General features: G+C 72.8%; 12 protein-coding genes and 1 riboswitch. Of the genes, 9 read left to right on the top strand and 3 right to left on the bottom strand.

Features of this window, described 5'->3' with window-relative positions; genetic code table 11:
- Position 1: 1 nt before the first annotated feature.
- The gene (locus tag F4558_RS15535; protein WP_167944875.1) at positions 2 to 1282 is read right to left on the bottom strand and encodes a chymotrypsin family serine protease; all 1281 of its coding nucleotides are present in this window, start codon (positions 1280 to 1282) and stop codon (positions 2 to 4) included.
- A gap of 249 nt (positions 1283 to 1531) precedes the next feature.
- Here F4558_RS15535 and F4558_RS15530 point away from each other — a divergent pair, with 249 nt between their 5' ends.
- From F4558_RS15530 to F4558_RS15515, 4 genes are all read left to right on the top strand, one after another.
- The gene (locus tag F4558_RS15530; RefSeq protein ID WP_167944873.1) at positions 1532 to 3985 is read left to right on the top strand and encodes an ATP-binding protein; all 2454 of its coding nucleotides are present in this window, start codon (positions 1532 to 1534) and stop codon (positions 3983 to 3985) included.
- Positions 3986 to 4095: 110 nt separating this feature from the next.
- Entirely contained in the window at positions 4096 to 4653 is a 558-nt protein-coding gene (def, locus tag F4558_RS15525; protein ID WP_053655520.1) for a peptide deformylase, read from the top strand.
- 5 nt (positions 4654 to 4658) lie between these two features.
- Positions 4659 to 5585, top strand: coding sequence for a methionyl-tRNA formyltransferase (gene fmt, locus F4558_RS15520; RefSeq protein ID WP_053655521.1), 927 nt, complete (start codon positions 4659 to 4661; stop codon positions 5583 to 5585).
- Positions 5540 to 7018, top strand: a complete 1479-nt coding sequence (locus F4558_RS15515; protein ID WP_167947515.1) for an RsmB/NOP family class I SAM-dependent RNA methyltransferase — start codon at positions 5540 to 5542, stop codon at positions 7016 to 7018. Before fmt ends, F4558_RS15515 begins: the two co-directional genes overlap by 46 nt.
- Before the next feature lie 82 nt (positions 7019 to 7100).
- Here the strand turns inward: F4558_RS15515 and F4558_RS15510 are convergent, their stop codons facing one another.
- Both F4558_RS15510 and F4558_RS15505 read right to left on the bottom strand, forming a co-directional pair.
- Positions 7101 to 7991, bottom strand: a complete 891-nt coding sequence (locus tag F4558_RS15510; RefSeq protein ID WP_053655479.1) for a septum formation family protein — start codon at positions 7989 to 7991, stop codon at positions 7101 to 7103.
- 84 nt (positions 7992 to 8075) lie between these two features.
- Positions 8076 to 8966, bottom strand: a complete 891-nt coding sequence (locus F4558_RS15505; protein ID WP_167944871.1) for a septum formation family protein — start codon at positions 8964 to 8966, stop codon at positions 8076 to 8078.
- A gap of 253 nt (positions 8967 to 9219) precedes the next feature.
- On the opposite strand from F4558_RS15505, the gene rpe reads away from it, so the two are divergent.
- The 5 genes from rpe (at position 9220) to pnuC (ending at position 13654) form a co-directional block, all read left to right on the top strand.
- Entirely contained in the window at positions 9220 to 9900 is a 681-nt protein-coding gene (gene rpe / locus F4558_RS15500) for a ribulose-phosphate 3-epimerase (protein WP_053655481.1), read from the top strand.
- Between the two features lies 1 nt (position 9901).
- A complete protein-coding gene (locus F4558_RS15495) occupies positions 9902 to 10858 on the top strand; it encodes a GGDEF domain-containing response regulator (protein WP_053655482.1) in 957 nt (318 codons plus the stop codon).
- 77 nt (positions 10859 to 10935) lie between these two features.
- Positions 10936 to 11107, top strand: a riboswitch (FMN riboswitch).
- Positions 11108 to 11260: 153 nt separating this feature from the next.
- Positions 11261 to 12322 carry a bifunctional diaminohydroxyphosphoribosylaminopyrimidine deaminase/5-amino-6-(5-phosphoribosylamino)uracil reductase RibD gene (gene ribD, locus F4558_RS15490; protein ID WP_053655483.1) on the top strand — a complete coding sequence of 354 codons (1062 nt, stop codon included), beginning with the start codon at positions 11261 to 11263 and terminating at the stop codon, positions 12320 to 12322.
- Between the two features lies 1 nt (position 12323).
- On the top strand, positions 12324 to 12965 hold the full coding sequence (locus tag F4558_RS15485) for a riboflavin synthase (protein WP_167944869.1): 642 nt from the start codon (positions 12324 to 12326) through the stop codon (positions 12963 to 12965).
- Positions 12965 to 13654: a nicotinamide riboside transporter PnuC gene (gene pnuC / locus F4558_RS15480; protein ID WP_053655485.1), complete on the top strand. Its 690-nt coding sequence runs from the start codon at positions 12965 to 12967 to the stop codon at positions 13652 to 13654. Before F4558_RS15485 ends, pnuC begins: the two co-directional genes overlap by 1 nt.
- Positions 13655 to 13713 lie beyond the last annotated feature (59 nt).

The following is a 13713-nucleotide window of genomic DNA, read 5'->3' as shown; positions in this document are numbered from 1 at the left end:
CTCAGCCGAGGATCACGCCCGAGGCGCCGACACCGGCCATGCCGGAGAAGATGTCCTCGTAGTACATCCGCCAGGCGCAGACCCGGCCCGTGGTCACGTAGCCGGTGCAGGCCGTCGCGGTGTTGGTGTCGTCGATGGCGGTGTTGGTGCCTGTCGCCCAGACCTGGAGAGTGTTCGCCGCGTTCACGATCTCCACGGGACCGCCGCTGTCACCCTGACCGACGGCGTTGGTGCGGGTGGTGCTCTCGGCCTGCACCTGGCCGCAGACAGTGCCGAAGTTGCGCACGTTGATGCACAGGTTCCGGGCCTTCACCTGGATCGAGCACCGGGTGCCGGAGTACGCGCCGGAGGTGCACACGAAGTTGCCGACCTGGCTGGCCTGCGCGCCGATGACCTGGTTGCTGAACTCGCTGACCACCCCGCCGGCAGCGTTCGTGCTGTTGTTGAAGACCCGGCCGCCGGAGCTGCCCGCGATGAGCAGGGTGTCGGTGCCGGTGTTGCGGGTTCCGACGACGCCGATCGTCTGCCCGGTCGGGTCGGCCGCGACGACGTTGAGGTTGGCGCAGTGCGCGGCGGAGAGCATCCGAGCCACCCCGCCCTGGAAGACCCCGAAGCCGGTCGAGCAGCCGCCTCCGGTGGCGGTGTTGCGCCACGCGGCGCCACCCCACCACGGCGCCGTGTCGTCCCACCGGGTTGCGGGTGCGGCGGCGACCCCGGTCTGCACTGTCACCGGAACGCCGGCGAGGCTCGTGGCGCCGAGCAACCCGTCCTGCGTACCGACGAGCAGGCCGGCGCCGTCGGCACGCGGCCCGACGGTGGTGATCCTGTCGCCGGCCGCGGCGCGCAGCCGGGCGGCGGCGGCGACGAGCTCCCGCTGGGAGTACGGGGCGGGCAGCACCCGGGTTGCGACTGTGGCCCGGGCGGTGGCCACCAGGTTTGCCGGCGGCTCACCCTTCCAGTAGACCTGGAGTTGCCGGGTGGTGGGGTCGGCCACGACACCGGCGAAGCCGGAGTTGGCGCTGCGCTGGGCCGCGTTGGTGATCCGCGCGGCGGCGGTGTTCATGCGCTGCTGCAACCGGAGCAGCTCCGTCCAGGAGGCGAAGCCGCCGGGCACCGGCGCGCTGTCGACGAACGATCCGGTGGTGGTTGCCTTTCCACCCGGTGCGGCGGCGGCCGGTGCGGCGTTCACGCCCGTGACGAGCAGCGCGAGGCCACACGCGGTGACGGCGATGCGACGCAGCATCGCCGAGGACCGTCGGGCGGTCTGTTGCGGACGGATCATCAGGTACCCCTTCCCCAGGGTTGGTGGTGCGGGCCGAACCCGCACCGGGACGGTGGCACGTGACGCCGGATCAACGCGGCGGATCCTGGACGCGACTGGACACCGCCGGACACCGCTGGACGGGCATTGGTCTGATGTGGATCTGTCAGACATCGGCGCGTACCTATCTCACAGCCCGGGGTCGGAACTAGCCTGCCCGTGTCGGCATCCGGGGCGGCCGGGTGACCGCGACGGGGGGTGGGTTGCCGCATGTCCGACCAACGGGTGCCACCTGGCGCGCGTCAGGCGTCGCAGGGGTCGCCCGGAGCGTTCGAGGTGGCCCGCGGCGGCGCCGAGGCGCAGACACTGCACGACCTGGCCGGGCTGCTGCGCCAGCTGCGCCGCCGGGAGGCCCGCCAGCAGGGCGAAACCCGGCTGACGTACCGGCAGTTGGCCGCGAAGACCGGTTGGTCGCGGGGGATCATCGGGGAGTACTTCGCCGGCAACATCCTGCCTCCGCCGGAGCGGTTCGACGCCCTCATCCGACTGCTCGGGGCGACGCCGTCCGAGCAGGGCGTGCTGGCCACCGCTCGGGACCGCGTCGAGGAGCTGCGGCGGCGCCCGAACCGGGATCCGGTGCCTACGGGGCGGCCGGGGGCCGGTACGACGTCCGCCCGGTTCCCGGTGCCCCGCCAACTGCCTCCGGCGCTGCCCGGATTCGTCGGACGTATCTCCCAGCTCGCCCAGCTCGATGCCGCGTCCGGGGCCTGCGGCGACGGCGGGATGGCCCCCGTCACCGTGATGACGCTGTCCGGCACGGCAGGGGTCGGCAAGACGACGCTCGCCGTGTACTGGGCGCACCGGGTGGCCGACCGCTTCCCGGACGGCCAGCTCTACGTCGACCTGCGCGGGTTCGACTCCACCGGTTCGGTGATGACCCCCGTCGAGGCGGTACGCGGCTTCCTCGAAGCCCTCGAAGTGCCACCCGAGCGGATCCCCACCCACCTGCCCGCGCAGGTGGGCCTCTACCGCAGCCTGCTCGCCGGCCGGCGGATGCTGGTGCTGCTCGACAACGCGCGAGACGCCGACCATGTCCGACCCCTGCTTGTCGGCAACCCGAGCTGCGTGGTCCTGGTCACCAGCCGCAACCGGCTCGCCGGCCTGGTCGCCGCCGAAGGCGCCCGGCCGATCGGCGTCGACCTGCTCAGCACCGCCGAGGCGTGGCAACTGCTGGCCCGCAGGCTCGGCACCGACCGGCTGGCCGTCGAGCCGAGTGCGGTGGACGAGATCATCGAGCGGTGTGCACGGCTGCCGCTGGCGCTGGCGGTGCTCGCCGCCCGGGGCGCGGCGAACCCGGCGTTCCCGCTGACCACCCTCGCCGCCGAGCTGCGCGAGGCGCCGCGCCCGCTGGACTCGCTCGACGGTGGGGACGCCGGCACCGACGTACAGGCCGTCTTCTCCTGGTCGTACCGGAGTCTGACACCCGCGGCGGCCCGCCTGTTCCGGCTGTTCGGCTGCCACTCGGGGCCGGAGCTGGGGGTTGCGGCAGCGGCCAGCCTGGCGGGCCTGCCCCGGGACCAGGTGCCTCGGCTGCTGGCCGAGCTGGCTCACGCGCACCTCGTCACCGAGCACGCCTCCGGCCGGTTCGGCGCGCACGACCTGCTCCGGGCGTACGCGGCCGAGCAGGCCGAACGCCTCGAACCGGCGCAGGAACGGCGGGCCGCGATCCGGCGCGGGCTGGACCACTACCTGCACACCGCCCACGCCGCCGCGCTGCTGCTGCAACCGGGCCGGGATCCGGTCGCCCTTGCCGCCGCCGCGCCGGGAGTGCTGCCCGAGGAAATCACCGACCACCCTCAGGCGCTCGCCTGGTTCACCGTCGAGTACCCGGTGCTCCTGGCGGCGGTCACCCACGCGCGGCGGGCCGGGTTCGACGGCCACGCCTGGCAGCTGGCCTGGACCCTTGTCGACTTCCTGCAACGACGGGGACGCTGGCCGGACCTGGCAGTCGCGCAGCGGACGGCCCTGGCCGGGGCGGTCCGGGCCGGTGACCGACACGGGCAGGCCAACGCGCACCGCGACCTCGCCCGGGTGCTGTCCCGGCTGGGTCAGGTGGACGAGGCGGCGAGAAACTACCGGCAGGCTCTGGTGATCTCCGAAGGGCTCGGTGACCACACCGGGCAGGCGCGTACCCATCGCGCGTTCGGCGCGATGCTCGACTGGCTCGGCCGGTACGCCGAGGCGCTGGACCACGCGCAGCGGGCCCTGGCGCTGTACCGGGCCGCCGGTCACCTGGCTGGCGAGGCAAGCGCCCGCAACGCGGTCGGCTGGGCCCATGCCCAACTCGGCCAGTACGCCCCGGCGCTCGCGCACTGCGAGCAGGCGCTGGCGCTGCTGCGCCGGACCGGTGACCGGCACGGCGAGGCGAACACCTGGGACAGCGTCGGCTTCATCCACGCTCGGCTGGACGACCACCACCAGGCGATCCGCTGCTACGGGCGGGCGCTCGCCCTGTACCGGCGGATCGGCGACCGCTACGACGAGGCGGACACCCTGTCCCGGCTGGGCGAGAGCCGGCACATGGCGGGGGACGTGGCGGGCGCCACCCGTACCTGGCGGCGTGCTGTCGGCATCTTCGACGATCTGGGCCACCCCGATGGCGAGCGGGTCCGCGACCTGCTGACCCGTGCCGCGTCAGAGCCGTGCCCGGGGGCGGGCCGGTGACGCTGGGCACACCGATGGCTGCCGATCGAGGTACGCCGACCGGCGCGCGACCGCGCACTCCGTAGACTGGTACGGCACTGCACGTCCCACCCATGAAGGAGCCGTCCCGCGTGACCGTCCAGCCCATCCGTCTGTTCGGGGATCCGGTGCTGCGCACGCCGGCCGATCCGGTGGTCGATTTCGACGCCGAGCTGCGTCGGCTTGTGGCCGACCTCACCGACACGATGCGTGAGCAGGGCGGCGCCGGCCTGGCCGCGCCGCAGCTCGGTGTGAGCCTGCGTGTGTTCACCTTCGACGTCGACGACGTTCTCGGGCACCTGATCAACCCGGTGCTGGAGTTTCCCGACGAGGAGGAGCAGGACGGCCCGGAGGGCTGCCTGTCGATCCCCGGGCTCTACTTCGACACCAAGCGCCGGCAGAACGTCATCGCCAAGGGCTTCAGTTCGTTCGGCGACCCGATGCAGATCGTCGGTACCGGCCTGATGGCCCGCTGTGTGCAGCACGAGACCGACCACCTCGACGGGGTGCTCTTCCTCGACCGGCTCGATCCGGAGGGGCGTAAGGAAGCTATGAAGGCGATCCGTCAGGCCGAGTGGTACGACGCGGCAGCCCCGCCGACGGTCAAGCTGAGCCCGCACCTCAGCGACCCTTTCGGTCTGGGGCGGTGACCCGGATGCGCGTGATCTTCGCCGGTACGCCGGCCGTGGCCGTTCCCGCCCTGGCCGCCGTGGCGGCCTCCCGGCACGAGCTGGTGGCAGTGGTCACCAGGCCCGACGCGCCTGCCGGACGGGGGCGCGGCCTGTCCCGCTCCCCGGTCGGCGCGTGGGCCGACGAGCACGGCGTCGAGGTGCTCACCCCGGCCCGCCCGCGCGACCCCGAGTTCCTCGACCGGTTGCGCGAGCTGGCACCGGACTGCGTGCCGGTGGTCGCCTACGGCGCGCTGGTGCCGCCGGCCGCGCTGGAGATCCCCACGTACGGCTGGATCAACCTGCACTTCTCGCTGCTGCCCGCCTGGCGCGGCGCCGCGCCCGTGCAGCACGCGGTGCTGCACGGCGACGAGCTGACCGGGGCCAGCGTCTTCCAGTTGGAGCAGGGTCTGGACACCGGGCCGGTCTTCGGCACCCTTACCGACGAGATCCGTCCCTCCGACACCTCCGGTGACCTGCTGGAGCGGCTCGCCGACTCCGGCGCCGGCCTGCTGGTGGCGGTGCTCGACGCGATCGCCGACGGCACCGCCCGGGCCGAGCCGCAGCCCGCCGACGGCGTGTCGCTGGCGCCGAAGCTGACAGTGGAGGACGCCCGGGTGCGCTGGGCTGACCCTGCTTTCGCCGTGGACCGGCGGATCCGCGCCTGCACTCCGGCGCCGGGGCCGTGGACGACCTTCCGGGACGAGCGGGTGAAACTCGGCGCCGTCGTGCCGGTGCCCGACGGCCCCGACCTGAAGCCAGGGGAACTGCTTGTGGAGAAGTCCCAGGTACTCGCCGGCACGGCCACCGTGCCGGTGCGCCTCGGCGAGGTGCGTGCCGCGGGTAAGCGGGCCATGCCGGCGACGGACTGGGCGCGCGGCGTCCGGGTCAGCGCCGGCGAGGCCCTCGCGTGACGGCCCCCGAGGGCACCCGCCCGAGCCGTGGAGGCCCGTCGACCGGCCGCGGTGGGGACCGCCGGCCCGTCCGGCCCCCGCTGGACCGGCCACGGCGTGCGGCGTACGAGGCGGTGGCCGCCGTGCACCGCGACGACGCGTTCGCCAACCTGGTGCTGCCCATCATCCTGCGCGACGAGGGGCTGTTCGGTCGGGACGCGGCCTTCGCCACCGAGCTGACCTACGGCACCCTGCGACACCTGGGCACGTTGGACGCGATTCTCAGCGACGCGGCCGGCCGGGACGTGGAGCGCATCGACCCGCCGGCCCGTGACGCGCTGCGGATCGGGGCGTACCAACTGCTGCACACACGGGTGCCCGCGCACGCGGCGGTCTCGTCGACAGTGGACCTGGTCCGCTCAGTTGCGCCGGGTGCCACCGGCTTCGCCAACGCGGTGCTGCGCGAGGTGTCCACGCTCGACTCCGACGGGTGGGTGGCCAAGCTGGCCCCGCCCATGGAAACCGACCCGGTCGGACACCTGGCGCTGGCGTACAGCCATCCACAGTGGATCGTGCGGGCGTTCTCCGAGGCGCTCGACGGTGACCTGGGCGAGACGGCCCGGCTCCTGATCGAGGACAACGAGCGGCCTCCGGTGCACCTGTGCGCCCGCCCCGGCCTCATCGACCCGATCGAGCTGGCCGACCAGGTGGGCGGCGCGCCAGGCGCCTTCTCGCCGTACGCGGTCTATCTGCCCGGCGGCGCGCCGGGTGACGTGCCGGCGGTGGTCGACGGCCGCGCCCATGTCCAGGACGAGGGCTCCCAGCTCGTGGCTGTCGCGCTCGCCGACGCACCGCTGGACGGCCCGGACGGGCGATGGCTGGACCTGTGCGCCGGTCCGGGTGGAAAGGCCGGTCTGCTCGGTGCGCTTGCCGCGCAGCGCGATGCCCGGCTGACGGCCGTGGAGGTGGCCGAGCACCGGGCCCGGCTGGTGTCCCAGGCGACCCGGGGTCTGCCGGTGACAGTGCTGGCCACCGACGGCCGTGAGGTCGGCGCGGACCCGAAGCTGCCGGAGGGGCACTTCGACAGGGTGCTTGTGGATGCCCCGTGCACCGGTCTGGGGTCGTTGCGTCGCCGGCCGGAGTCGCGGTGGCGTCGCCAGCCGTCGGACCTGCCGCAGCTGACCCGGTTGCAGCGCGAGCTGCTGGGGGCGGCGCTGCGCGCGGTGCGCCCCGGTGGGCTCGTCGCGTACGTCACCTGCTCACCGCACACGGTGGAGACGCATGTGACGGTGACCGAGGCGGCGCGGCGCAGCGGCGTGTCGGTGGATTTCGTCGACGCCCGGCCGCTGCTGCCGGCGGGCATGCCCGGCCTGGGTGACGGTCCCACTGTGCAGCTCTGGCCGCACCGGCACGGCACCGACGCGATGTTCCTGGCCGTCCTGCGCCGAGGCTGAGTCCGCGCCAACGCGAAAGGAAGGGTCCCTTGTTAACGCTGCGCGTTAACAAGGGACCCTTCCTTTCAGCTCAGCTTGGGGCTCAGGTGACCGGGAGGCCCTTCGTGCCGGCGTTCTTCATCGAACGGGTCAATGCCCGGTCGCTGATCCACAGGAAGCACTGCACGCCCCGGTTGCCGTTCTTCCACTCCTGCTCGTACGGCTGGTAGAAGATCGTTCCGACGCGGAAGTCGAGCTGTGAGTTGTCCGGCACCTTCGCGTACTTGGCTGTCAAGGACTGGCAGGCACGGTGCGTCCGCTTGGCGGTGCGGTTGAACTCCGCGTAGCTGATGTCCGGGGCCTGCCAGATCCCGACGAACTCGGCGTGGTGCTTGGCGGTGCAGGAAACCGCCACCATCTCCTCGATCTTGTCCTTGACGAGCTTGGGCTTGAAGCAGCGGTACGCCAGCGGCGCCGCGCCGGTCAGCGCCCCTCGGAGGCTGCCGGTGCGCAGGTCGACGGCGGTGTCGTCGATGCTGGCGATCTCCGCGACGTCGCAGCGGTACCAGCGCGCGCCGCCGGCCCAGGCGGGGTCGGACGGCAGGACGACGGTCAGGCCGAGGCGACCGCTGCGCCGGTCGGCGCCGAGGGCCTTGCTGACCTCGGCCTCGCAGGCGTCCTGCGCGGCCCGCATGCCCGCCGAGCCGGGGGGTGGGGGCGTGTCGCGCTCGGCGGCCGGGCCGGTGAACGTGCCCACGTGCATGGTCTCGACCCGGTGCGACTCGTCGCACCCCATCGGGTTGTAGCCGCTGAGGAAGCCGACCTGCTGGGAGGCGTGGTGGCACACGTTGGCCTCAGGTACGAACTGCTGCGCGGCGACGGGTGCCGGCCAGTCGTCGACGAGGTCCCGGTCGACTCCGGCGGGTGCGCCACAACCAGCGAGGCCCAGGGCCACCGCCGCGCCCCCGGCCACCGCCGCCAACCACCGTCGCATCTCCGACCTCCCGCCGCTGGTGGCCTCCCGCCAGCCCTCAGCCGACCGGTAGCGCCACGGCGCAGCAGCATACGGCACCGTGACTCAGATTGCGGGTAGTCCCTCGGGGCCGGCACCGCGCATGGAGCGGGTGAATTTGCGGTCGTCCGTCCACAGGAAACACCTGACGCCACGGTCACCCTCCTCCCACTCCCGCCGCGACGGTGGGTAGTAGATGGACCCTGCCCGGTACGGCAGGTCGCTGTTGTTCGGCACGGCGGCGTACGTGGCGATCAACTCCATGCAGCGCTGGTGCGCCTGGTCGCCGGAGCGGGCGAACTGCGTCCAGCTCATGTCCTGTTCCTCGTAGACGCCCACGAACTCGGCGCGGTGCGGCTCGGTGCAGAGCACCGGCGCCATGTAGTTGAGGTTGTCGCCGATCAGCTTGGGGTCGAAGCAGCGGTGGAACAGGGGAGCGTCGCCGATCAGCGCGCCGCGCAGGCTGCCGACGCGGTTCACCGGACGGGTGTTGTCGATGCTGTCGGTCTCGGCGAGCTCGCAGCGGAACCAGCGCGCTCCGCCCGACCAGGCCGCGGCCGAGGGCAGCGAGACCGACAGGGTGAGCCGCGCCGTGTGCCAGTCACCGCCGAGCATCTCCCGGGCCCGCTGGTCGCACTCGGCGCGTGCCGCCCGCAGTGCCGCCGAGCCGGGCCCCGGGCGGGCGGGGGTCAGCGCGGCGGGGCCGGTGAAGGTGCCGACGTGGATCGCCTCGGCTAGGTGGCTGCGCGCGCAGTCCACCGTCTCGTACGTGCTTGCCTGCACGATCGAGGTGATCCGGGGTAGGCAGGTGTCGCTGGCCGGTGTGAACGGACGCGGAGCGCTCAGCGCCGGCCAGTCGTCGGTGAGGTCACCGTCCGCGCCTCGCGCGGGCCCGCAGCCGGCCAGCAGTACCGCGGTGACGCCGGCCAGCGCCAGCGCTGCAAGCCACCGTCGCATCGTCCGCCCTCCCGGAGCTGGCGGCCGGTCCCCGCGTCCCGCGGCGAGTCCCCGGCGGGCGTGCAGCCTACGGCACCATCCCCGTTGGAGTGTCGTCGCGTTTCCGTCGATCGGCCAGCCACTGATGTCTGTTCGTCCGGATTTGGTGGTCCGGGTCGCCCAGTTCTGTACTGTTGGTCACCGCCAGGTCACAACGCGCTCCAAGTGGTGCCGCGATGCGGGCAACGGGTGACCGCGTTCGTACACTGGCCCCGTGACCGTACCGCCGCCGATCGTCGCGCCGAGCATCCTGGCCGCCGATTTCGCCCGCCTCGCCGAAGAAGTCCGTGCCGTCGAGGACGCCGCGGACTGGTTGCACGTGGACGTGATGGACAACCATTTCGTGCCGAACCTGACCATCGGGCTACCCGTGGTGCAGAGCCTGCGTGCCGCCACCACGATGCCGTTCGACGTGCACCTGATGATCGAGGACCCGCGTCGGTGGGCCCCCGGCTACGCCGACGCCGGCGCCTACAACGTCACCTTCCACGCCGAGGCGGCCGACGACCCGGTGGCGCTCGCCAAGGACCTGCGGGCGGCCGGCGCAAAGGCCGGGCTCGCCATCGACCGGGACACGCCGATCGAGCCGTACCTCGACCTGCTGCCCAGCTTCGACACCCTGCTGATCATGACGATCAAGGCCGGCTTCGGCGGGCAGCGGTTCATCCCGCAAATGCTGGACAAGGTCCGCGCCGTGCGCCGGCACGTCGACGCCGGGCACCTGGAGCTGCGCATCGAGGTGGACGGGGGGATCGCCGCCGACACCATCGAGCAGGCCGCTGCCGCCGGCGCCGACGCGTTCGTGGCCGGCACCGCCGTCTACGGGGCCGCCGACCCGGCGGAGGCGGTCCGGCACCTGCGGGCGTTGGCGGAGCGCGCGGCCCCCGGCGCCTGAGGTGGAGCCCGACGGCGACCGTAAGGACGTCATCCTCGTCGTCGACGACGACGAGGACATCGCTCGGTTCGTCGAGTTCAATCTGCGCGTGCACGGCTTCGAGGTGATCCTCGCCAGCGACGGCCAGGAGGCTCTGGACGTCATCGAGCGGGAGCGACCCGACCTGGCGGTGGTCGACCTCATGATGCCCCGGATCGACGGTCTGGAGCTGACCCGGCGGCTGCGCGCCGACCCGATGACCTCCGCCCTGCCGGTGATCATGTTGACGGCCAAGGGGATGACCGTGGACAAGGTCCACGGGCTCAGCGCCGGCGCCGACGACTACCTCGTCAAGCCCTTCGACACCGCCGAGCTGGTGGCCCGGGTCTCCTCGACGCTGCGCCGCAACAAGGAGTTCCGCGAGGTCTCCCCGTTGACCGGGTTGCCCGGCAACAGCAGGATCCGCCGGGAGATCAGCGACCGGGTCCGGCAGGGGGTGGACTACGCGGTCGGCTACGTCGACATCGACAGGTTCAAGAGCGTCAACGACCGGTACGGCTTCGTCCGCGGCGACGACTTCATCTCCACGCTGGCGCGCAGCCTGCACCGGGCCGTGGTGGCGGTCGGGTTGCCGCCGGCCTTTCTCGGCCACGTCGGCGGCGACGACTTCGTCATCGTCTGCACCCCGGGCCAGGTGCGCCCGCTGACCTCCCGGGCGGTTGTCGACTTCGAGAACTCCGCCGACACCCTCTACGACCCCACCGACCGCGAGCGCGGTTTCGTCGAGCTGAAGGACCGCCGGGGCACCATCCGCAGGGCCGCCCTGGTCACCCTCTCCATCGGCGTCTCACTATCCGACGCGGGCAAGCGATTCACCGACCCCCTCGAGGCCATCGCTGTGGCCTCGGAGATGAAGACGGTCGCCAAGAGCCAACCCGGGTCGTACGTCGCTGTGGACCGCCGCCGTGGTGTCCCGTGAGCATGACGAGGCTGTGAAGTAGCTCGCCTGAAGGAAGACGGAACCCCGTCGGCGTGTAAGACTTCGGGGTACCCACCACGCGCTGGCGGGACTCGGTGAAATTCCGAACCGGCGGTGATCCACGGTCCAGACCGTGGTCAGCCCGCGACCCGGACGGCTCTGCCGCCCGGTGGACCTGGTGAAACTCCGGGGCCGACGGTTGGGGGCGGCTCGTCTGCCCCCAGACAGTCCGGATGGGAGACAGCGCGCGGGACGGACGGGTCCGAGCCGGCCGCTGGCTTCAGCGTGCCGTGCCGACCTCCCGGGGGCGGCTGTGCCGTTCCCGGAATCCGCCGCCGCCTGCCCGCGGCCCATGCCGCCTCCCGACCCGCCGCGCGCACTGGCGAGCGAGAGGGCAGGGCGATGGCCAGCGTCTCCGTCGATGAGGCGATGCGGCGTGCGATCGAGCTGGCGGCGCGCGGTCTGGGCACCACAAGCCCCAACCCCGTGGTCGGCTGTGTGCTGCTCGACGCGGACGGCGAGGTCGTCGGCGAGGGCTTCCACGCCTACGCCGGCGGGCCGCACGCCGAGATCGTCGCGCTGGCCCAGGCCGGGCGGCGGGCCAAGGGCGGTACCGCTGTCGTCACACTGGAACCCTGCGACCACACCGGCCGCACCGGCCCCTGTAGCACCGCGCTCGTCCAGGCCGGCGTGGCCCGGGTGGTGATCGCCGTACCCGACCCGAACCCGGTGGCCTCCGGTGGCGCCGCCACGTTGCGCTCCGCCGGGGTCCGTGTCGATCTGGGGGTACGCGGCGACGAGGCCGAGGCCGGAAACGTCGCCTGGCTGACCTCGATGCGCCGGGGCTGGCCGTACGTCATCTGGAAGTACGCCGCGACTGTGGACGGGCGGTCCGCGGCGGCCGACGGCACCAGCATGTGGATTACCTCGGAGGCGGCCCGGATCGATGTGCACGCGCTGCGCGGCACTGTCGACGCGGTCGTCGCCGGGGTCGGCACCGTGCTCGCCGACGATCCCCGGCTGACAGCCCGCAACCTGCGCGACGGCAGCCTTGCCATCCGGCAGCCGCTGCGCGTGGTGGTGGACAGCTCGGGGCGTACCCCCTCCGACGCCCAGGTCCGCGACGGCGCCGCACGGACGTGGATCGCGACCGCCGCCGAGGTGGGCGCCGGCCCGGACGGCCGGGTCGACCTGCCGGCGCTGCTCGCGGAGCTGCACCGGCGAGGGGTCCGCGCGGTCCTGCTGGAGGGCGGCCCTCGGCTGGCCGGCGCGTTCCTGGCCGCCGGCCTGGTCGACAAGATCGTCGGGTACGTCGCGCCCCGGCTGCTCGGCGCCGGTCCGACCGCCCTCGTCGACGCGGGAGTGACGACCATCGCTGAGGCAATCGATCTGGAGTTCGTCGACGTTACGCAGATCGGTCCGGATCTACGGATAACCGCTTTGCCCCGGAAGAGGGAGGGCTGACATGTTCACCGGCATTGTCGAGGAGTTGGGCGAAATCGTCGGAGTGACGCCGACGGCTGACGATTCGGCGCTCGTCGCCGTACGCGGCCCGCTCGTCACGTCCGACGCCCGGCACGGCGACTCCATCGCCGTCAACGGCGTCTGCCTGACCGTCGTGGAGGCGGCCGACGGCGTCTTCACCGCCGACGTGATGGGTGAGACGCTCCGCCGCTCCGCGCTCGGCGCGCTGCGCGCCGGCGACCCGGTCAACCTGGAGCGGGCCGCCGCGCTGGGCAGCCGCCTCGGCGGGCACCTGGTGCAGGGCCACGTCGACGGCGTCGGCGAGGTGATCTCCCGGGAACCGGCCGAGCAGTGGGAGACGGTCCGGTTCCGGCTGCCCGCCTCCCTGGCGAGGTACGTGGTGGAGAAGGGCTCGATCACCATCGACGGCGTCTCGCTGACCGTGGCCGAGGTGGGCGCGGACGAGTTCGCCGTCGGGCTGATCCCGACCACCCTGAAGCTCACCACCCTCGGCGCGAAGGGCGTCGGCGACCCGGTGAACCTGGAGGTCGACGTGGTGGCCAAGTACGTCGAGCGGCTGCTCGGCGCTCGGCTCACCGACGCCGACGCCGGGCTGACCGGTAGCACGGGCGGGGTGGCCTGATGGGCCCGCTCGGTTGGCTGCTCGATGCCCAGGTGCAGGTGGCCGGTTCGCCGGTGCTGGTCCGGGAGATCGTCGGCAACGGCTTCGGGCTCCTGTCCGCGCTGCTCGGGCTGCGCCGGGTGGTCTGGGCCTGGCCGGTTGGCATGATCGGCAACGCGCTGCTGCTCACCGTCTTCCTCGGCGGGGTGTTCGCCACCCCGCAGGCCCACGACCTGTACGGGCAGGCCGGCCGGCAGGTGTTCTTCTTCGCGGTGAGCGTCTACGGGTGGTGGCGCTGGCGGCGCAACCGCCGCACCGACGCCGGGCAGGCCGCTGTGGTGCCGCGCTGGGCCACCGGTCGGGAACGCCTGGCGATGCTGCTGGCCGCAGTGGTGGGCACCGCGCTCGCGTATCCGGTGCTCGCCGCCCTGGGCTCGTGGGGCCCGCTGCCGGACGCCTGGATCCTCACCGGCAGCCTGCTGGCCACCTACGGCATGGCTCGCGGCTGGGTGGAGTTCTGGCTGGTCTGGATCGCTGTCGACGCGGTGGGCGTGCCGCTGCTGCTGCGCGGTGGTTTCTACCCGTCGGCTGCCATGTACCTGGTCTACGGCGCCTTCTGCGCCTGGGGTTTCGTCGCCTGGTGGCGCACGTCGCGCGTGACCCGGCCGAGATCCGTACGTCCGCCCACCTACACGGAGGCCGTCGCATGAGCGAGCGCAGCGAGCGAGTCAGCAGGTTCAGCGCGGGGGTGCCTCATGGTGGCACGGAG

Origin of the sequence: Micromonospora profundi (assembly GCF_011927785.1) — a bacterium.
Taxonomy (GTDB): Bacteria; Actinomycetota; Actinomycetes; order Mycobacteriales; family Micromonosporaceae; genus Micromonospora; species Micromonospora profundi.
Note: the sequence above shows the minus strand (reverse complement) of the source record. Positions and strands in the feature narration are given on the sequence as shown.

Bases quoted from the DNA above. Each gene is read 5' to 3' on its own strand.
- F4558_RS15535 (WP_167944875.1), bottom strand. From the start codon at position 1,282: ATGATCCGTCCGCAACAGACCGCCCGACGGTCCTCGGCGATGCTGCGT.
- F4558_RS15530 (WP_167944873.1), top strand. From the start codon at position 1,532: ATGTCCGACCAACGGGTGCCACCTGGCGCGCGTCAGGCGTCGCAGGGG.
- fmt (WP_053655521.1), top strand. From the start codon at position 4,659: ATGCGCGTGATCTTCGCCGGTACGCCGGCCGTGGCCGTTCCCGCCCTG.
- F4558_RS15510 (WP_053655479.1), bottom strand. From the start codon at position 7,991: ATGCGACGGTGGTTGGCGGCGGTGGCCGGGGGCGCGGCGGTGGCCCTG.
- F4558_RS15505 (WP_167944871.1), bottom strand. From the start codon at position 8,966: ATGCGACGGTGGCTTGCAGCGCTGGCGCTGGCCGGCGTCACCGCGGTA.
- ribD (WP_053655483.1), top strand. From the start codon at position 11,261: ATGGCCAGCGTCTCCGTCGATGAGGCGATGCGGCGTGCGATCGAGCTG.
- F4558_RS15485 (WP_167944869.1), top strand. From the start codon at position 12,324: ATGTTCACCGGCATTGTCGAGGAGTTGGGCGAAATCGTCGGAGTGACG.
- pnuC (WP_053655485.1), top strand. From the start codon at position 12,965: ATGGGCCCGCTCGGTTGGCTGCTCGATGCCCAGGTGCAGGTGGCCGGT.